General features: G+C 53.2%; 17 protein-coding genes. 8 read left to right on the forward strand and 9 right to left on the reverse strand.

The features are described from left to right. Positions 1–83: 83 nt before the first annotated feature. Positions 84–683 carry a hypothetical protein gene (locus RDV48_21565; protein ID MDQ7825404.1) on the forward strand — a complete coding sequence of 200 codons (600 nt, stop codon included), beginning with the start codon at positions 84–86 and terminating at the stop codon, positions 681–683. On the opposite strand, the gene RDV48_21570 is transcribed toward RDV48_21565, so the two are convergent. After that, positions 684–1,103, reverse strand: a complete 420-nt coding sequence (locus RDV48_21570) for a type II secretion system protein (GenBank protein ID MDQ7825405.1) — start codon at positions 1,101–1,103, stop codon at positions 684–686. 159 nt (positions 1,104–1,262) lie between these two features. Here RDV48_21570 and RDV48_21575 point away from each other — a divergent pair, with 159 nt between their 5' ends. From RDV48_21575 to hrpB, 5 genes are all read left to right on the forward strand, one after another. Further along, complete coding sequence (locus tag RDV48_21575) at positions 1,263–2,174, forward strand: SPASM domain-containing protein (protein ID MDQ7825406.1); 912 nt, start codon at positions 1,263–1,265, stop codon at positions 2,172–2,174. Between the two features lie 11 nt (positions 2,175–2,185). Beyond that, positions 2,186–2,743: an ECF transporter S component gene (locus RDV48_21580; GenBank protein ID MDQ7825407.1), complete on the forward strand. Its 558-nt coding sequence runs from the start codon at positions 2,186–2,188 to the stop codon at positions 2,741–2,743. A gap of 95 nt (positions 2,744–2,838) precedes the next feature. Further along, a complete protein-coding gene (locus tag RDV48_21585) occupies positions 2,839–3,417 on the forward strand; it encodes a hypothetical protein (protein ID MDQ7825408.1) in 579 nt (192 codons plus the stop codon). Between the two features lie 96 nt (positions 3,418–3,513). Continuing rightward, complete coding sequence (locus RDV48_21590) at positions 3,514–4,929, forward strand: hypothetical protein (protein ID MDQ7825409.1); 1,416 nt, start codon at positions 3,514–3,516, stop codon at positions 4,927–4,929. A gap of 17 nt (positions 4,930–4,946) precedes the next feature. Further along, positions 4,947–7,499, forward strand: coding sequence for an ATP-dependent helicase HrpB (hrpB, locus tag RDV48_21595; GenBank protein MDQ7825410.1), 2,553 nt, complete (start codon positions 4,947–4,949; stop codon positions 7,497–7,499). A gap of 25 nt (positions 7,500–7,524) precedes the next feature. Here the strand turns inward: hrpB and RDV48_21600 are convergent, their stop codons facing one another. From RDV48_21600 to RDV48_21610, 3 genes are all read right to left on the reverse strand, one after another. Continuing rightward, the gene (locus RDV48_21600; protein ID MDQ7825411.1) at positions 7,525–8,673 is read right to left on the reverse strand and encodes a hypothetical protein; all 1,149 of its coding nucleotides are present in this window, start codon (positions 8,671–8,673) and stop codon (positions 7,525–7,527) included. 120 nt (positions 8,674–8,793) lie between these two features. Continuing rightward, positions 8,794–9,933, reverse strand: coding sequence for a class I SAM-dependent RNA methyltransferase (locus RDV48_21605; GenBank protein ID MDQ7825412.1), 1,140 nt, complete (start codon positions 9,931–9,933; stop codon positions 8,794–8,796). 97 nt (positions 9,934–10,030) lie between these two features. After that, on the reverse strand, positions 10,031–11,218 hold the full coding sequence (locus RDV48_21610) for a tetratricopeptide repeat protein (GenBank protein ID MDQ7825413.1): 1,188 nt from the start codon (positions 11,216–11,218) through the stop codon (positions 10,031–10,033). Between the two features lie 158 nt (positions 11,219–11,376). Between RDV48_21610 and RDV48_21615 the strand changes: the two genes are divergently transcribed. After that, positions 11,377–12,348 (forward strand): amidohydrolase family protein, encoded by a 972-nt coding sequence (locus RDV48_21615; protein MDQ7825414.1) that lies wholly within the window; start codon positions 11,377–11,379, stop codon positions 12,346–12,348. A 26-nt stretch (positions 12,349–12,374) separates the two neighbouring features. Here the strand turns inward: RDV48_21615 and RDV48_21620 are convergent, their stop codons facing one another. The 5 genes from RDV48_21620 to RDV48_21640 all read right to left on the reverse strand — a co-directional run bounded on the left by RDV48_21620 (position 12,375) and on the right by RDV48_21640 (position 14,751). Next, positions 12,375–12,593 (reverse strand): type II toxin-antitoxin system HicB family antitoxin, encoded by a 219-nt coding sequence (locus RDV48_21620; GenBank protein MDQ7825415.1) that lies wholly within the window; start codon positions 12,591–12,593, stop codon positions 12,375–12,377. Positions 12,594–12,659: 66 nt separating this feature from the next. Continuing rightward, a complete protein-coding gene (locus RDV48_21625) occupies positions 12,660–12,899 on the reverse strand; it encodes a hypothetical protein (protein MDQ7825416.1) in 240 nt (79 codons plus the stop codon). Beyond that, on the reverse strand, positions 12,877–13,413 hold the full coding sequence (locus tag RDV48_21630; protein ID MDQ7825417.1) for a hypothetical protein: 537 nt from the start codon (positions 13,411–13,413) through the stop codon (positions 12,877–12,879). The genes RDV48_21625 and RDV48_21630 overlap by 23 nt, the downstream gene beginning before the upstream one ends. Positions 13,414–13,662: 249 nt before the next feature. Then, entirely contained in the window at positions 13,663–13,866 is a 204-nt protein-coding gene (locus tag RDV48_21635) for a hypothetical protein (GenBank protein MDQ7825418.1), read from the reverse strand. 42 nt (positions 13,867–13,908) lie between these two features. After that, positions 13,909–14,751: a hypothetical protein gene (locus tag RDV48_21640; GenBank protein ID MDQ7825419.1), complete on the reverse strand. Its 843-nt coding sequence runs from the start codon at positions 14,749–14,751 to the stop codon at positions 13,909–13,911. A gap of 849 nt (positions 14,752–15,600) precedes the next feature. Here RDV48_21640 and RDV48_21645 point away from each other — a divergent pair. Continuing rightward, a complete protein-coding gene (locus RDV48_21645) occupies positions 15,601–18,822 on the forward strand; it encodes a DEAD/DEAH box helicase family protein (GenBank protein ID MDQ7825420.1) in 3,222 nt (1,073 codons plus the stop codon). Positions 18,823–18,993: the final 171 nt, after the last annotated feature.

The raw sequence follows: 18,993 nt of genomic DNA on the forward strand, positions 1-18,993 counted from the left end.
ACCATGGTCATCGAATGAGGGCATGACTTTAAGGGATACGCGAGGAGATTTTTTACCGGCATAGAATATACAGGGAGAACTCTATGCCCATGCCAGCCGGGGGGGTGATGCCTGTGGATGCAAATATTGTCGGGGAAATACCCCTTGTCGCGAAAGAGAGCGATTATTTCCAGTTTATCGTGGCAAAAACGCACTTTTTTCTAGTCCCCCTCGTCAGGGTCACCAACTTCGTGCTTCTTGTCGTTCCCTTTGCCCTCCTGGGGGGATTCATCTTCTCCTATATAGGCGGCATGATCCTTGGAAACGCTGGCGCATCAATAATGGGCGGAGTCGGCGGTGTGCTCGGGGGGCTCGTGGCCTTCAAAGTGCTGGACGTGCTCCTTGTAAAAAAGAAGAGCGTCGATATCTCCCGGGCCGACCTCAAGGATATCTACATTAAAAAGGACATTGAGAAGGTCCCTCTCAAGGAGCTCACTTATATCAACCTGAACGGGAAGCTCCTCACCTTTTCCCAGGGAAACAGGATGTTCACCCTCATCATCAATGAGCCCAAGTACCAGGTCACCTGTGATTCAATGCTGGTCACCCTTGCAAAGCAGCACCTCGTGATTTACAAGGCAGGGGGACAGAGAGACCAGATCAAGCAAATGGAAAAACAGCTCCGCGAAAGAAAGAAAAAGTGATCACTTGAGAGGAAAGAGTCCGCCGGCGCTGGTGTAATAAGGCTCGTCGGCCTTGTAACCGTACTCTATGTGGTAGGAACCCTTGCAGTTTACCGTGAATGCCTTGCAGTCCTCCCGGATCTCGTATCCTTCCGAATAAGTGTCCAGGCCTGCCGCGGGGCAGCGGGGCAGCAATTTCATGTAATGGGGAGTCACATAGTTGAGCGATGAGGGGTAAAATCCGTCACTGTCATTGTAATACATCTGGAGCGACATGGCTATGTTCCTGAGGTTGGACTTGCAGGCCACGGCCCTTGTTTTGATGATGGCGATCTTGAAGTTGGTCATCAGGACCGATGCAAGAACCCCAAGGATAAAGCACATGATAAGAAGCTCTATCAAGGTAAAGCCTCTGGCTTTTCTTCTTCTGTCCCACCCCATGGCAAGTGTCCCTCCCTGGTGAAACTCATGGCACAGCCTGGAGAAAAAAGTCCCACTTATCTCTCAATTCCATACTGGAGCAAATCATCCTCCTCGTTTTTCCCTTGACTTCCCTCCCCCGGTGTGGCATAATTCTATCCCAGGGAGGAAACCCTGATAATGGCCCGCTACCTGATAAGACCATCTCCGGTGCTTGAAAAGATGCGCTCTCGGATTGAGCGTGTTCTGCCTGGCATTTACCATGCCCTCCTTGAGAGGCAGGTGCGCAAGGAGGACAGGAAATACCGTAAGGCCATCAGGGACAAGATAGATTCCATCCTTGCCGTGGAGCCCTTTCCCCTCTTTGACAGCGTGGAACTGGAGACACTGAACCGCTGCAACAACACCTGCTCATTCTGCCCGGTGAACGCCCGCGATGACCGCAGGGAATACCGCCTGATGGACGAAGGCCTTTTCAGGGGGATTATCGGCCAGCTGCAAGGGCTGGATTACCGCGGAGCTCTCGCGCTCTATTCAAATAATGAGCCTCTCCTTGACAAGAGAATCCTGGAGTTCCACCGCGCCGCAAGGGCTGCCCTTCCCAAGGCCCGCATCAACCTCTGCACCAACGGCATTCTCCTCACCAGGGACAGCTTCCTGGAGCTTGCAGAGCTTCTGGACGAGCTGATAATCGACAATTACGATGACCGCCTTTCCCTCATCAGACCGCTTGTGGAAATACAGCAGCTCATCGAGGGAACTCCTGAGCTCCAGCAAAAAGTGAAGATATTCATCAGGAGAAAAAATGCCATAAGGAAGACCAGGGGCGGGGAAGCCAGGAACAGGCGCAGGCTCACCTCGGCTCTCAGGTCATCATGCGCCCTCCCTTTCACGCAGCTCGTGATAAGGCCCGACGGCAAGGTGAGCCTCTGCTGCCAGGATGCCCTGGGAAAGGTGACGCTTGGCGATGCCTCAAAGGACGCCCTTGAGGCCATCTGGAGAGGGGAAGCCTACCGCGTGGCCCGTACGGCGCTGCTGGAGGGGCGCTCCGCGCTGGAGCTCTGCAGCCAGTGCGATCACTTCGTCTGCTGAAAGGATGTGGCATGGGAAGCGCGGGAAGCAATGTGAAGAGCCGGATCACTTTCATTGCCTATTCCGCGGTATGGATTGCCTGCGGCGTTCTCCTTCCCCTTCTTTTCCACTGTTTCGGGCTTGGCAAAGCCTTTCTCCCCATGCATCTTCCCGTGATAGCGGGGGGGATGCTCATGGGGTGGCAGTACGGCCTCGTCATAGGAATGCTGACTCCCCTCATCTCCTCCTTTCTTACCGGTATGCCTCCCCTTGCCCCTCCCGTCGCTCCCGCAATGATGGTGGAGCTCTCGCTTGCAGGCGCTCTTGCCGGGGCCTGCTACCGCCCCCTGGGGAACCATGTCTATGCCGCACTGATTATCACCCTCATTTCCGCCAGGCTCATCTGGGGCCTCATGGGGTACTTCATGCTGCCCCTGCTGGGATTGAAAGGCATCGGTATCCTCTATCCCCTCACGGCCGGCCTGCTCTCGTCCCTTCCGGGCATAGCCCTGCAGATTATCCTGATACCTCCTCTCGTGTACGGGCTGGAGAGAACAGGTGTTAACAAATTCTCACAAAATTCTGCTTGACTGTTTACATGGGATCATGAGAAAATGTTTCTGTAAAGAGAAATGCCGCAGGCAGAAGAATAAAGCTCTTTTTCAAGGGCATGGGAGTGAACATTATGACAATAGGTAATTTCAGCTCTGTGGGTCAGGGACCGCAGGGGTATTACAGGACGGGCGCCTCGAAAGCCGATGAGCCGTCGCAGCCCCCCCAGGACCCTCAGCCGCCGCCGCCTCAGCCGCCGCCTCAGCCGCCGCCCGTAAAAACGGAATTCTCCCCGCTGGGCCTCGGGTACAGTATTCCTGCGTACAGCGCTGCAGCGGCCAATGCAATCGTCGGCGGCATAAGCTCACATCAGGCTGCCGCCCAGGTCGCCGCGCCTGCCACTCCCGGAGCGGCAGTACCGCCAGGAGCCGCAGGAGTCGCGCCTGAGAGCCTCATGGGCAAGATGGCTCCCTGGATGTCAGGTTTTGCCTCAGGCATGATATTCCTCAAGAGCGGTCATGAGCTTTACCAGGGGATCAAGGAAGGAAACTCGCTCAAGATAATAAGTGGCTCTCTTGATGCCGTGCTTGGCGTCTCCTGCCTCCTCACGGCTATACCGGCACTCAGCGCCTATGGAGCCCTTACCACCGGGGTGGTGCTTGGAACCAAAATCCTCACCGATGCCATCAACAATCCCGGCCACGTGAAATAGGACATTGAGCCTTCAAAAGGAGCCCCTCCCGGAGGGGCTCCTTTTTATATGCGCTGAAAGGTTTTCTCCTCTTATGGAAGAAGTAATGAGAAAACCATGAAAAAGAGAGGACCTGTGAGAAAAGAGCCTTTCACCTTGAAATTTCCCTGCCTGCCAGGCCATTCCCGCAAGGGAAGGTGCCTTCCCATCGCCCTGGCCTTCCTGGTGATTGCCGCCCTCACGCTCTCTGCCGGATGCGACAAGGAGAGAATCACCGCCGGCCTCAATGAATACGAAAAGGGCGGCGGGAAGCTGCAGGATGCCAGGTCACTGGCAGTGCTCGGCCTTGGAGGGCTGAGCGGCGAGACCGGTTCAGCCATTGCGGGATCCCTCACAAAATATCTCCGCTCTCTCGGCTATTTCACCGTAAAAGGCCCCGATGAGGCGCTCAGGGTCGCCGGAGGAACCCTTCCCGACGTGCAGAAGGAAATCGCTCCTGAAAAGGCTGTTGAGCTTGCAGGCGCTCTTGGCGTTGACTTCCTCATCTGCGGAAAAGCGGAAGGTTATTTCTTTTCCGATCTCCGCTTCAACAGGGACCTCGTGAACGCCGATACCACGGGGTACTCGGGCATATTCATAATAAGGGGCTACTGCCCCCGTCGTTTCCTGCCTGTGTGGGCCATACCCAGGCCCTTTCTTCACCGCCAGGGCTCGCTTGCGGTGACGCTCCAGGTCATTGACGGGTACTCCGGCCGCGTGGCTGCCACCGTCCCGCTCTTCATGCCGTACGACTATGACTATATGCCCGAAAGCTTTTACTACAATGAGGGAAGGCGCGACGGCCTCTACTGGTTCGACCGCCTCAAAAAATACCCCATGCCCCGGGGCGACGAGATGCTGGCAATCATGGCAGACCGCCTTTTCGAGGAGATGAGGGACCGTTTCATCCCCTGCTATATCTCAAAAGTCCGGGCCCTCCAGGAGGGGCCGGGCACCGATCTCGCAAGGCAGGGCGCCTGGGAAAAGGCTCTCAATGTCTGGAAGGAGACCCTTTCATCCCATGGCGGCGACTGGAAGCTGCTGACCAACATGGGCATCGCCGCCGAGCATGCCCTCAAGCCTTCGGAAGCTTCGACCTTCTACGAGAAAGCCATTGAGGACAGCAGCTGCTCCCCCGTGGTGAAGGATTATCTCACTGCGGCACGGAAGGCAGAAGAGGCTTCAAGGCCTCTTGAGCCCCTGGGCCTCACCCAGGGCAGCTTCCCCCATAAGATTGCCGAGGTGAAAGAGGACGGGCGCGTTTACCTCGATGCCGGCGAGGAGGCCGACATCAGGCCCGGTGACCGCTACATGATAGCAAGATACCGGACGGACTTCGCCAGGGACCTGGTCACGCCGAAGGGAGGCTACTTTTACCTCATAGGCTACCTCACCATAGAGAAGACCTACCGCGGGGTAAGCAAGGGCACCATGAGCTCCCTGGCGCCGGGAATCCTCCCCCGGAGAGGTGACTCAGCGGCGCTCTGCAGATGAGCTGAAAGAGGACGCCTATGCTCCCTCTCCCGATTGACAGCTTCCTTGGGCAGATCCTTGATTCAGTCAGAGAGAACAGTATCGTGATCGTGGAGGCGGCAGCGGGAAGCGGCAAAACCACAAGGATCCCCCCGGCGCTCATTGAAGCACTTCCCGGTAAGATCCTTATCCTGGAGCCAAGGCGCATAGCGGCCCGCTATGCTGCCAGGCGTGTTGCCTGTGAGCTGGGCGAGGACCCGGGCGCCACGGCAGGATACCAGGTGCGTTTTGAGGGTGCCCATGGCGGGGCCACCAGGCTCCTCTATCTCACTGAGGGCCTCCTTCTCAGGCAGCTTCAGGGAAATCCCACCCTTCAGGGCGTAAGCTGCGTGATCCTGGACGAGTTCCATGAGCGCCATCTCCATACCGATATGGCATTCATGGCGCTCAGGATCCTCCAGGGAAGGCTCAGGCCCGACCTGAAGCTTGTCCTCATGTCAGCCACCATCGACCGTGCAGCCCTCTCCGCGAACCTGCCCCAGGCTCCTGTCATCTCCTGCCCCGTAAAGCCTTTTCCCCTCTCCGTGGAGCACCTTCAGCACGCCGACGATTCCCCCCTTCATCACCAGGTGAGGCATGCCGTCAAAGAGCTTTTCCCGAAAGCCAGCCCGCCGGGAAATATCCTCGTGTTTCTTCCCGGCGCGGCCGAGATAAGGGCTTCAATGGAGGCTCTGAGTGATTATGCAGCGGCCCAGGGGGCCCTTCTCCTTGAGCTGCGCTCGGAGATTCCCCTTGCCGGGCAGGAGAAGGTCTTCACCCCCCAGGGGAAGCGGAAGATCATCCTCTCGACAAATGTGGCCGAGACAGGCGTCACTGTCGAGGGCGTCACGGCCGTCGTTGACTCAGGCCTTGCCCGCATTGCCGGCTTTGCGCACTGGAGCGGTCTTCCCACCCTCACGGTGAGGCCTGTGAGCCAGGCCTCGGCGCTCCAGAGGGCCGGCCGTGCCGCCAGAACGGCGCCGGGAACAGTGAAAAGGCTTTTTACGCTCCATGACTTCACCAGGAGGCCACCTTTTGAGAAGCCCGAGATAGAGCGATGCGACCTCTCGCAGGGATTGCTTGACCTTGCCTCATTCGCTGAAAAGCTCGGCCTCCGGGAGCCCCTGCATGGAAAGCTTCCATGGCTTCAGGCACCTCCCGGTGATCTCATGGACGCGGCACTGAAGCTGCTCTCCATGCTGGGCGCTCTTGACGGCAGGGGAAGCATTACCGAAACAGGACGCCTCATGGCAGAGCTCCCGCTCCATCCAAGGCTCGCACGGGCCGTCGTCGAAGGCCGTAAACTGGGCGCAGCGCCCCAGGTGCTCGCTGCCGCCGCCCTCATTTCCGAGGGGATGCTTCTGCTGAGGGATGAGGATCCGGGCGTCATAGCCGCAGGAGACGTGAGCTTCCAGCGTGATGCCCTGGCGGCATTTGAAGAGAGAAAGCTTCCTCCCTCTATTGCGCGGCTCGTTGACAACCGCAGGGCGACGAGGATAAGGCTCTCTCTCAGGGAGCTCTGCCGCCTTGAGGGATGCTCTTACAGAGAAGCCCTGGCGCCCCTTTCCGATGAGAAGCTTGCCGAGGCTCTCATGGCGGGCTTCCCCGACAGGGTGGCCCAGGCAAGGCGCACGGGGAAAAGGGGTGCTGGGCGCAGGGAGCTCAATTTCTGCCAGGGAGGAGGCGGCATCCTCTCAGGCGAGAGCGTGGTGAAACAGTCCCAGTGGCTTCTGGCCATAGAGGCAGACGAGAAGAGCCGCAATGCCGCTTCGGCCCTCAGGATCAGGACAGCCCAGGAGGTGCCGCCGGAGCTCCTTGTGCTCTCGGGCCCGCCCTTCCTGAGCGAGAAAGAGCATTGCCTCTGGGATGACGGAAACGAGCGGGTCCGCTGCAGCAGGATCCTTTCTTATGGGGAGCTGGTGCTTGAGGAACGGGCGCCTGTGCCGCCGGAAGGCCCTGCCTCCGAAGTGCTCCTGAAGGAGCTCAGGCGGGGCTGGCCCCGCCCCTTTGATAGCGAAAGCGCCCTTGCCTCCTATGACGCGCGAAGGGACCTGGCACAGGCATGGGGAATTTCTCTTGACTTTCCTGACCTCAAGGGAGCCCTTTTTGAGGAGCTGCTGCGCTCCCTGGCCAGGGGGAAAAAGGGCTTTGCCGAGATAAGGTCCAGGCCGCTTGAGGACTATATCGACGAGTTTCTCTCGCCTGAGATGAAAAAGGCCCTCTCATCCCATGCTCCCCTTCATATCTCAATAGGGACAAGAAAGAGCGTCAGGATCTCCTACGAGAAGGGGAAGGCTCCCTCGGTGGCGGCACCCCTCCAGGATTTCTTCGGTATGAAGGCCACGCCTCTCATCGGCTGCGGCGCCACACCCCTCGTGGTGCACCTGCGTGCCCCCAACGGCCGTGACGTGCAGGTCACCTCCGACCTTGCCGGGTTCTGGGAGAAGACCTACCCTTCCGTCAGGAGAGAGCTTTCACGGCGCTATCCCCGCCACTACTGGCCGGAGAATCCCCTTGAAGCAGCGCCGCGGCGGCCTGCTAAGAGGCGCTGAGGCTCCGTCAACAGCACCTGCGGGCTCAGTTCATAGGATAGGGGAAATACATCAAAGATGCTTTGCCGCTGTTGGCATTATCCTTGAAGGCAAGATAAAGCACGCCGCTGTAAATATGGAGAGAGGTGCTTCCTGCCCCTCCAGGAGAAAAGCCTTGCTGGCCGAGATATTTCCATATTCCAAGATCATAGGCCATCACTGAGGCCTTTCCTGAGACCGACCGGTCAGAGAACGCCACGTAAGGGGTCCCACGGTAGACCTGGAGGGAGACCGCGTTTACCTCTGAAGCCGAGAAAGCGATGCCGGGGCCCATGCCCTCCCAGGCCCCTTCACGTAATCTCATCACCAAGGGGCTCCCGCCATTGGCGTTATCCTTGAAGGCTATGTAGGCGACGCCGTCAGGGATGGCAAGGCATATGCACTCGACTTCTCCCGCCGAACAGCCCGGAAGGCCCACGTATTCCCAGGTATTCCCGCTGTATTTCATGACGGTGGCCTTGTTGCCGTACCCCTGGTCAACGAAGGCCACGTAAGGTGTTCCCTCGTAGACCTTCAGCATGAGGTTGCTGGCTGACCCGCCAACAGCGGCATTAATAGTGCCTATCTGCTGCCAGGCTCCCCCTGAATAATACCACACTGAGGGCTTCCTGCCGTTGGCCACATCGACAAAGCCTACGTAGGGGACCCCGTTGTGAATGGCAATGGACGGCGACTCCACGGCGCCGGGGGAGAAACCTGCAGCGCCATAAAGAGCCCAGCCGTTGACATCATATTTCATTACCGTGGCCTTGCCGGCGTTGGCGCCGTCAATAAAAGCCACGTAAGGGACGCTGCTCTGAATGGCAAGCGACGGAGAGGTGCAGGATCCTGCCGAGAAACCTGCCGCCCCCAGGGCTGTCCAGGCGCCTCCCTGGTACTTCATGACCGTCGCCTTGTTGTTATTATTATTATCGGTAAAGGCTACGCAGGGAGCGCTTCCCTGGAAGGCAAGGGAGGTGTGCTCAACAGCGCCCGGCGAGAAACCATAGGAGCCCAGAACTTTCCAGTACATGTCGGAACCGGCGAAATTTAAAGGTACCGAGGAATCTCCTCCTGTCGAGGTGCACCCTCCCGCGAGGAAAAGCGTGAAAACCATCAGAAACAGGGCAATAAAAGCTCTCTGTACAGGCAGCATTGAAAACCTCCTTTGGTATGGTGAGGCCCCCACCCGGCGAAAATCAGGGGCATACCTGCTCTTAATTATATGCCCTTCCGGGAAAATCCTCTCGGGCCTCCCGGGGGAAAATTGGCATGGTTATCCCCGGGTCTCCCCGTCGGGCCTCTCGCCGTAATACTGGTAGTAGTTCACTTTAATTTTGCCGTTAAAAAGCTTTCTCACCCTGTCGGGCCGGGCCCGCTTGAAGTAGTTGGGAAAAAGCTCGTCCGCGGTCAGGATGTAGACGGACCAGCCGTTCTTCTTCTTGAACATCTTGTGAATGGTGATATAAATCTCGTTAATCTCCTTGAAGTCGGCCATTCTCATCCCGTAAGGGGGATTCGATATCATGATGCCGTAATGCTTGTCAATCCAGAGGTCCTTGATATCCTTTCTCTCAAAGGTGATGTCTTTCTCGACGCCGGCGTTCCTGGCATTGATTCTGCATGCCTCTATGCACTTTTCATCGATATCGTACCCGAATATCCTGAGCTCCCCTCCGGTGATTATGGCTTCGCGTGCCGAGCGCCTCGCGTCGCTCCAGGCATTCACGCTGAACTGGGGCCACTCTTCCGAGGCGAACTCCCTTGTAAGTCCCGGCGCGATATTTCTGGCTATCAGAGCCGCCTCCGTCAGGATTGTCCCTGAGCCGCAGAGCGGATCCACAAGGAGCCTCTCCCTGTCATAGTAGCTCAGCTGCACCAGGGCCGCTGCCAGGGTCTCCTTGAGCGGCGCCTCTCCCCATTTCTTACGGTATCCTCTCTTGTGAAGGCCCGTCCCAGATGTGTCAATCGTGAGAAGGGCTATATCGCTGTGCATAGCCACCTGTATGGTGTACTCGGCGCCTGTCTCCTCGAACCATTCTACATGGTATTTGCTTTTCAGCTTCTCGACGACGGCCTTTTTGACGATTGCCTGGCAGGCCCTTATGCTTCCCAGCGTTGACTTTACGGCCTTCCCCTTCACGGTGAATTTCGCTCTTTCCGTGATGTACTGTTCCCAGGGGAGGGCCCGGGTCTCTTCGAAAAGCTCTTCAAAGGTGAGGGCCTTGAACTCCCCCATCTTCAGCAGGAGCCTGTCGCTGCTCCTGAGCCAGAGGTTCAGCTTCGGTATGTCATCAAAGGGTGCCTGAAATTCAACTCTCCCCTCAGCCCCTTTGAGATCGTCATAGCCAAGGGCCTTGAGCTCGTTCTTCACCACTTTCTCCACGCCGAAGGTGGCCGTGGCGATCAGGGTCACTGTGGCCTCTCCTCCCTGGCTCTCTTCGGGAAGCGCGGCATCTGAGTTCTGTTCTGAAGGCGGGCTCACTTGTTCCTCTTTCCTGCGGGGAGGGGCTTTACCTGGCGGTCTTTTTTTCCAGTGCCTCTACACGCTTTTTCGCATCCGCCAGCTCGTGGCACTCGGAATCAGGCGGCTTGAGCTGAATAAACTGCCTGAGGGTCTGAAGCGCATCCTGGAATCTGTCGATCCTCTGCTGCAGGACGCCCTTGCGGTAAAAGGCAAGCTCTGCCCCTGGATCGAGCTCGATAGCCTTATCGAAGGCTTTCAAGGCATCACTGAATTTTGTCATCTTGGCGAGGAGCGTCCCTTTGCGGGTCCAGGTATCGGAGCTCCCGGGATCAAGCTCTATGGCTTTTTCATAGTGGGTAAGGGCTTCATCATCACGCCCCACGCCTTCGAGGCCGTACCCTTTCGACACCCAGGCCCGGGGATCTTCAGGATTGCGCTGCAGGGTCATATCGAAAAAGGCGAGGAAGTCCTCAGGTCCGGCGTGAGCAAGGCGATCAAGCCATGTCTGGGGCTTTTCCTCCTTGTGCTCCGGGGCAGGTTTCCTCTCCGGTGCAGGCTTGCTCTCCGGTGCCGGCTTGCTCTCCGAGGCCGGCTTGCTCTCCGGTGCTGGTTTACTTTCCGGGGCCGGTGGTGCGGCCTCTTTTTTTCTCGTGGAGAGGCGCTCGCGGGCGTGCTCCTTCTGGGGCTCCAGCTCTTCGCCAGGATTCAGGGAGAGGAACTTCTCATAGGATTCCATGGCGTCATGAGTGCGTCCCAGTTTCTCCTCGGACTGCCCCGTCGAGAACCAGGCGACGGCAAAGCCGGCATTGAGGTCCAGGCATCTCCTGAAGCAGCGGATCGCCTCTTCAATCTGGTTCCAGGACTTCGATCCCCTGCTGGAGGGCGGCGTCGCGTTGAGAGCGTCGAGGGCGTTCCCTTTCAGGAACCACAGCTCGGCGCTCTCTCCATGGTGCTCCAGCGCCCGGTCAATGAAGCCGAGACTTTCCTCCCACCGGTCGCTGCCCTGGAGGACCGAGGCCTTCAGAAGCCATGCATCCTGGGAGCGGGGATCTGTCTGCAGCACCTGGTCAAGCACGGCAAGAGCATCGTCGGTCTGGCCCTGGTCCAGCAGTGTCTGGCTCTGAAGGAGCAGCTCATTGGTTCCCTGAGGTGAGGACAGCGCCGCTCCGCAGGAGTGGCATTTCGCCTCTCCGTCTCCATTCACGGTCCCGCAGCCTTTGCAGATTATGGCCATCTGCCCTGCCCCCTTCCATAGGGATACTCTCTTCCTCTTTTACACCACCGGGGATTTTTTCCTGCCTCGGCCTGTACCCTCTTAGTGACATATAAAGGGGAATCGGGCATTCCGCAGAAATGCTTCAATGAAAATCATCGTGTTCAGGAGGAGGGGCCATGAAGATCATCGCTCTGGAAGAGGGCTTTGTCACGGAGAAGGTCACAGGATCACTTACCGATACGGATGTGGTGAAAATGACCATTGATGCGTCTGCGGAGCTCATAGGCACCGATGTGATCAAGGCTTACCTTGACCTGGGAGAGGGGCGCATTGCCGCGATGGACGAGGCGGGTATCACCATGCAGGTCCTCTCATATTCGGGTCCGCATATTTCCGATGCGGAAGAGGCTCTTCGGAGAGCCACTGAGGCAAACAACCTGGCTGCTGAAGCGGTAAAAAGACACCCTGAGCGCTTCGCGGCATTTGCCACCCTGCCCCTTGGGGATCCGAAAGCGGCTGTCGCGGAGTTTGAAAGGACTGTCACCAGGCTTGGCTTTGTGGGCGCCCTCATATCCGGCACGGTGAGCGGCGAGTTTCTGGATGACAGGAAATACTGGCCTGTCTTTGAATGCGCCCAGGCGCTCAATGTGCCGATCTACCTCCATCCGGGCTTCCCCCTCCCCTCGCTGATGGAGACGTATTTTAAGGGGCACGAGGAGCTCGCGGCCCCGGTCTGGGGCTTCATGGTGGATGCAAGCTGCCATTTTCTGAGGATACTTGCCGCCGGGGTATTTGATCATTTCCCGGGGCTCAGGATAATCCTGGGCCACCTGGGAGAGTCAATCCCCTACAATCTCGAGAGAATCGACAACCGCCTCTCTCTGTTCGCGAGGCAGAGGAAGCTGAAGAAATCACCTGCCGAGTATATCAGGGAACACATGCTCGTCACGACGAGCGGGAACTTCTCGCCTCAGTCGGTCCTGTGCGCAATAGGAACCATCGGCGTGGACAACGTGCTCTTCTCGGTGGACTGGCCGAATGAATCGAACAGGGCTGGCGTGGACTTCCTGACGCACCTGCCGGTGAGCAGGCCGGACCTGGAGAAAATAGCGTGGAAAAACGCCCGGAGGGTCCTGGGCCTGAAGTAGCGTTCATTGCATTCAGAACTTTGGATTCAGCCCTGCTTGCTTGCATAATTCATTAAGTGCCCTCCCTGGGGTAACTCCTTACCCATATCCTTGTATGCAAGAACCATCTCTTTCAATGCGTCCTTGAGCATACTCCGGCATTCCTCAATGTCTTTTCCCTCGGTAACAACTTCAGCCCATTCCACAAGCTGCCCCATATATCCTGAACTGATCTTGGTATATTTCGCTGTATAGTTATTCACCATATTGTCCAGTCCTCTCTGGTATTGTAGCAAAATGCTCAGTGAATTTCAAAAGGCGGAGCGGGTGCGTCACGCGCTCTTTCGCTGCTTTGCTTCAAGCAGAGCCTTGAGTTCGCGGTAGTAGGCCCAGGCGTCATCTTCTGAGATATCTCTCAGAGGGTCGCACTCTAATCCCAACGCACGGCACATTCCTAACATTTCTGATACTGAAGGACGGGTTTTTCTTTTTTCATTTTCCATTTCGAGTAAATTTTCTTCACCAGCATCGCCATATCCAACATTTTTATCAAAAAATTCCTTTTCTGCCATTGTGATCTACTCCTCCATTGCTGTATGTATGAGTTTTTATGGTGGAGTATTCCAGTTTTCTCAGCAGCGGTATGGATTTCCGATAATACAGATATGAAAAGCCCTTAGGGAAAGGTCTTGTTTTGTAATCGTCAGGGAGCATCTCTGTAAAGTGCACTTCCCTATTCTTGCGATTAAGGGATCTCTTGATCGTGCCTCCCCCGGTCACCGTTTTACCATTCTTGTCATAGGCCTTGCAAGCCATTCTGGCAAAAATTTGAAGTATGCCCTTAGAATCTATTTCAAACTTGACATAGTTCACTTTTAAGGCTTCTCTTCTATGATTCTTTCCTTCTCCCAGAAGATATTCATTTATAATTTGAGGTTTCACTGTTTTTCGGAAATACCTCTGAATTCTCTGGTAAGCCCTATCCCTGGCATAATCATCGTCCAGCCAGTCGTCAGGCACTTCAATCCAAGGAGAAGGCATTGAGGGTGATGCTCCTGCAGTGAAAGATGGCTCTCCATCGATCATACAGGAACAATATTGCCCGGGTATTACCCCGATATTTCATCTCTTCGGAATTGTGTAAACTTTTCGTATTCAACCCTCCTTCGTCTTCAGCCTCTCGAACCACTTGGGTGAAGCCATGGAGTGCACCGACGGAGATATCTATGAGAAGTGCCAGATCGGGGACGAAGATGACGATGACGAGCTTTATCAAGAAATTCATTCGGAACTAAAAAAGCCCCGGGCCGGGCTTCGTCAAGTCATTACCTTTTCTTACGCGCTCTTTCGCTGCTTTGCTTCTATCATGGCCTTCAGTTCATGGTAATATGCCCAGGCGTCATCTTCTTTGATGGTCCTGAGGTTATCTTCTTTAATGCCTAAATCATAGCACATACCAGTTATTTCCATGCTGTCGGGATAACTCGCATATTTTCTTTCTATCAGTTCAATTTCACTGTGATCTGCATAGTCAGCCATAGAATCACCTCAATTTTATTATAGCGTATCATTGACAATAAGTCAATTCTGCTTGATTCTATCAAGAAGATGGTCTATCAATTCTGACATCTCATCAGTGCTTTCGTCGTTGATATCCTGGTGTGTCCCGCTCCACCATACAGGGCGTATAGGTTTATCATGGGCATCCATGCCCATAAGGAACTTCTTCCCTGTCTTTTCGCCATTGGGGAGCTTGTTTTTTGCCAACTTGCACATTCTTGTAATGCTCATGATTTTATTTTCCCGATCTGGAGTAAGCTTAATTCCTCTTACTTTCTTGAGGTAATCAGCATACTGATTCAGTGTCTCTTTCATATCATCGTTGGAATAACCATAGAAGCTCCATACATATGCCCCGATTAAATTGTATTCTTCCTTTGAGCGCTCTGCTGTCGTCGTGGGGTCAGTTTTTATTGTCTCTATTCCTAGTTTTCTCAATAACGGGATTACTCTGCGATAATACTCTACGCCGAAACCTTCGATTCGCACTCTGCTTGCGTCCATTAAATCAAACTTGCATATCTTGTTATCAATCGTTCTGTGAATCCTTATTTTGTCAGTTCCTGTACCGCCAAGCTTCAAGGGCCCTGTGACTTTCATTGTGCTTTTGATCTTCAATCTGCCGGATATTTCCTTCGCGCTGAATCTTTCTACCTCAATCTGCGCTGAATTGCAAATACCTGAGCCAAGAAGATATTCGTTGATAACTCCAGGCCTGGCTCTTAATCCGAAATACTCTTGAAAAACTCTGTATCCCGAATGATTCGAGTATTCATCGTCCAGCCAGTCATCTGGCACTTCAATCCAAGGGGAAGGCATTGAGGGTGATGCTCCTGCAGTGAATGATGGCTCTCCATCGATCATACAGGAACAATATTGCCCGGGTATTACCCCGATATTTCATCTCTTCGGAATTGTGTAAACTTTTCGTATTCAATCCTTCTTCGCAGCACTCCTGGAGGAGACTCTCTGCCTGCAAAGAATTCCTACTGGCAGAGGACTCTATTTCCCTTTTGGGAGAAGAATGACGTGGACTTCAATCTTGTGATGCGACTTCTCAGCGCGCTTGACGGGCACAGAGTGGAATATGTTCTCGTGGGCGCTGCGCTCCATCTGGAATGATCCCGAGATCGAAAATTCCGTGACCTCACCTCGGCTAGGCGCGCTTTGTGGCTGAACTCCGAGGATCCCACTCTCGCTCGGCGTATCTCATCTCTCTGGGAATACAGCTGGAAGGTGTCGGGCTATACCCCGCTGCGAGGAGTTCAGAAGTTCCGCTCCATAGAGGAAGCGAACCAGGAACGAAGGGAGCGGACACGGCAAAGAATGGTGGAGCGCGCAATAGAGCTCGGCATCATCGAAAAATCCTGAAATGCGCTCTGTGGTGTAGAGTGAGGCCAGGGGCATTCTCCCGGCAAACAGGATTTGCCTGTGCTACGAATGCCAGTATAGCGACAAATCCAATTGTTTGCTGAAGAGGAGAATGGCCCCTGTCCTCTATAAATCAACTTTTCCACTCTTTGCCTTGGTGGACACTGACACCCATGTGACACTGTAGAGAAGTATTATAAGCTCAATGGAGAGTATAAAGTGAAGGAATGAGATAGCATGGGAAGAATTTCAGAGAAGGTGCTTTAATACAGCATTCCATTTTCATCGTTCCCGAAATCGTCCCAGCTGCAAAGTTGAAGTCGGATTCCTGCAGACAAAAGCATGGAGACAAATAAGATAATCCCGATATTCAGATCAAAGCCCCTTGCCCGGGGAGGAAGCGATCCTTTCCTGGAACATCTGCGTCCGCTCTTTGCCAAAGCTCGGGCAGTTGACCTCGTCGTCTCCTTTGTAAGAAGCTCTGGACTCACAGCCATAAAAGGTCCTCTCCTTGATGCCCGTGACAGGGGAGTTCCCATACGAGTGCTCACAGGTGATTATCTGGATATAACAGAAGTAGAAGCCCTGAACCTCCTTATGGACTGGGCTTTGGACGGCCGTATCAGGACTTATATCTATGAATCCGGATGCGACAGCTTTCATCCCAAGGCATATATTTTTCACTACAATCAAGGAGGATCTGCATTCGTAGGCTCAAGCAACCTAAGCCATTCAGCCCTGGGAAGCGGCATTGAGTGGAATTACAGAATTGACGCAGAGAAAGATCCTGAAGGATTCCTTTTTATCAACAAGGCTTTTGAAGAACTTCTTTCAAACCAATGCGTGAAACCCCTCGATTTCCAGTGGCTTAAGGAATACAGAGAACGCTGCACCAGAACTTCAGAAAAGAAGATATTCAGACCACCTGAACTCATAGAGCCAGAATCACCAGCAGATTTACCTCAACCTCATTTTATTCAGGAACAGGCTCTCTCTGCTTTAAGAGAAACACGTAAAGAAGGTTATCAAGCGGGACTTGTAGTGCTCGCCACAGGCCTGGGAAAGACATACCTCGCGGCTTTTGATTCAATGGAGTTCAAGAGAGTTCTCTTTGTGGCACACCGTGAAGAAATTCTCCATCAATCACAGTCAGTCTTCCGTAAAATGCGTCCTGGCAGCTTCCTCGGTATTTTCATGGGCAAAGAGAAAAACAGCGCAGCAGATGTGCTTTTTGCTTCAATACAGACTCTCTCAAAAAAGCAAAACCTTTCTCTATTTGAGCCTGGTTATTTCGATTATATAATAATCGACGAGTTTCACCATGCTTGCGCTAACACTTACAGGAAGCTCATAGCCCACTTCAGCCCTTCCTTTCTTCTAGGGATTACGGCAACTCCTGAAAGAACTGATCAGAGCGATCTTTTGGTTCTGTGTGAAAACAATCTTGTATATGAAAAAAGTCTTGTCGCTGGAATCACCGCAGGCCTTCTTGTTCCTTTTTCCTATTATGGCATTAAAGATCCGGTTGACTATCAGAACATTCCCTGGAGAAACGGAAAATTTGATCCAGAGATGCTTGAAAATGCAGTAGAAACACAGGTAAGAGCTGAGAAGGCTCTCAGTAGCTGGAAAAAACTCAAAGGGACGCGAACAATTGCATTCTGTTGCTCGAGGCATCATTCGGATTTCATGGCGCGATATTTCAAAGAAAAGGGAGGATATAAAACAGCATCGGTGCATTCTGGTGCGGGCTCGGATCCAAGAGCAGAATCACTTCTTAAACTTGAAACAGGTGAGCTCGATGTAATATTTGCCGTGGACATATTCAATGAGGGCCTTGATGTACCTGATGTAGATACAGTCCTTATGCTCCGGCCTACAGAATCTTCGATATTATTTCTGCAGCAAATGGGAAGAGGCCTCAGAACTGCAAAAGATAAAGAGAGGCTCACCATAATTGATTTTATTGGAAACCATCGTTCTTTCCTTCTGAAGCCAAGGACATTACTATCGCTTGGCGGTGGCACTATGACCTTGGCAAGATCTCTTGAATCTGTGAAGAAAAATACCATTGAGCTTCCACCTGGCTGTTCCGTCACTTATGAGATGGGCCTTATTGATATGATGAAGGAGTTCCTAAAGATATCAGGCTTAGAAGCTATAGAGACAATCTATGATGAATACAGGCTCATTCACGGTAGGCGAATTCTGGCCGCTGAGCTCATACAGGCAGGACTTTCTTTCAATGCTATCAGGACAAGATATGGGGGATGGTTCTCTTTTGTGGGAAGCCGTGGTGATCTCATGGAGAAAGAAAGATATTGCCTGGAAAAGGAGCCCTCATGGTTTAGAGAGCTTGAAATGATGGTAATGAAAAATTGTTTCTTTTTCATTACCATCAAGGCGCTTATTGAAGAAGACGCTTTTTTCGTCAAAATACCTTTGGACAGTCTTGCCCTCAGGGCTCATAATATATTGGCAAGAAATCCTTTACTCCAGAAAGATATCGATCCCGAACTCTTCCCCAATCCTCTCATTCCAGAGCCTCAGAAGTGGCTTACTTACTGGGAAGGAAATCTTGTCCACATATCCTCAGGAATGCAAGAAAATAAATTGGGCCGTTTATTCAATTACAGGGATAATCTTTTCTCTCTGAACCTTAATGTACCTGAAGAATTTCGAGATGAATTCACTGCAATGACACAGGAACTTATTGATTACAGGCTTTCCACATATGAGAAAAAAAGAGTAATTTCAATGCCTACTGATGTTGAAATTACTAAAGAAATCATTGCCAAAGTGATCACATCGGGAGGCAAAACTATCAAACCTATCATAATGCTTGGTAATCTCAAGAAACGTGATATCCTTCCTTTTGGAGATACTGATCTGCTTGCAGATGGAGTTGTGTATCGGGCAAGATTTGTGAAAAAAGCAATCAACGTAATGGGTGTTACAGGTAAGGAGGGTAATGTTCTCCCGGAAGTTTTGAGGAAATGGTTTGGTCCTTATGCGGGCTCACCCGGCACATCTTTCCATGTCCGTTTCAGAAATGAGGCCGGCCAGTGGGTTATGGAGCCTGTCAAGATGGATCCCGAGTCGAATGTAATATATTTCCCTGGAAGATTCAGAGTGCCCTTTTTCAGAGACTTTCGAGTGGCATGCGGTGCCTTTGTCAACGGCTATTATAATGAAGCGTGCAAGAATGCAGATATCTTGGAAATTGAGTCAAAAAGAAAATCTATCGATACTGCCAAATATTTTGTCATCATCGCAGAGGGCACTTCGATGGACGGCGGAGCAAATCCTATTTCTGATGGTGACAGAGTGCTCATGGAATGGATAACGGCAATCAGCTCATCAGATGTGGAAGGCAGAATCTGCTTGGTGGAAAAAACTTCAAATGACGAAACATCCTCCTTTGCTTTAAAACGAATTGTGAGAAAAGGAAATCACTGGTTCCTCCGTTCAGAGGAAGAGGGGAACAGAAGAGATGAACCTGTCGTATTTAAAAATATCGCACCAATCGCTAGATTTGTGGAGCTAATCGATAATAAGGAATAGGCTTTGCTCCGGCTGCAAGACTTCATGAAATAGTTCAGCGATTGTTTGGGTGTCGAAATCCTCTGAATCACTTAGAGGACAGGGGGCATTCTCCTTTTCAGCAAACAATTGGATTTGTCGCTATACTGGCGTTCGTATCACAGGCAAATCCTGTTTGCCGGGAGAATGGCC

The sequence above is a fragment of the Candidatus Eremiobacterota bacterium genome (assembly GCA_031082125.1).
Taxonomy (GTDB): Bacteria; Vulcanimicrobiota; CADAWZ01; order CADAWZ01; family Ess09-12; genus Ess09-12.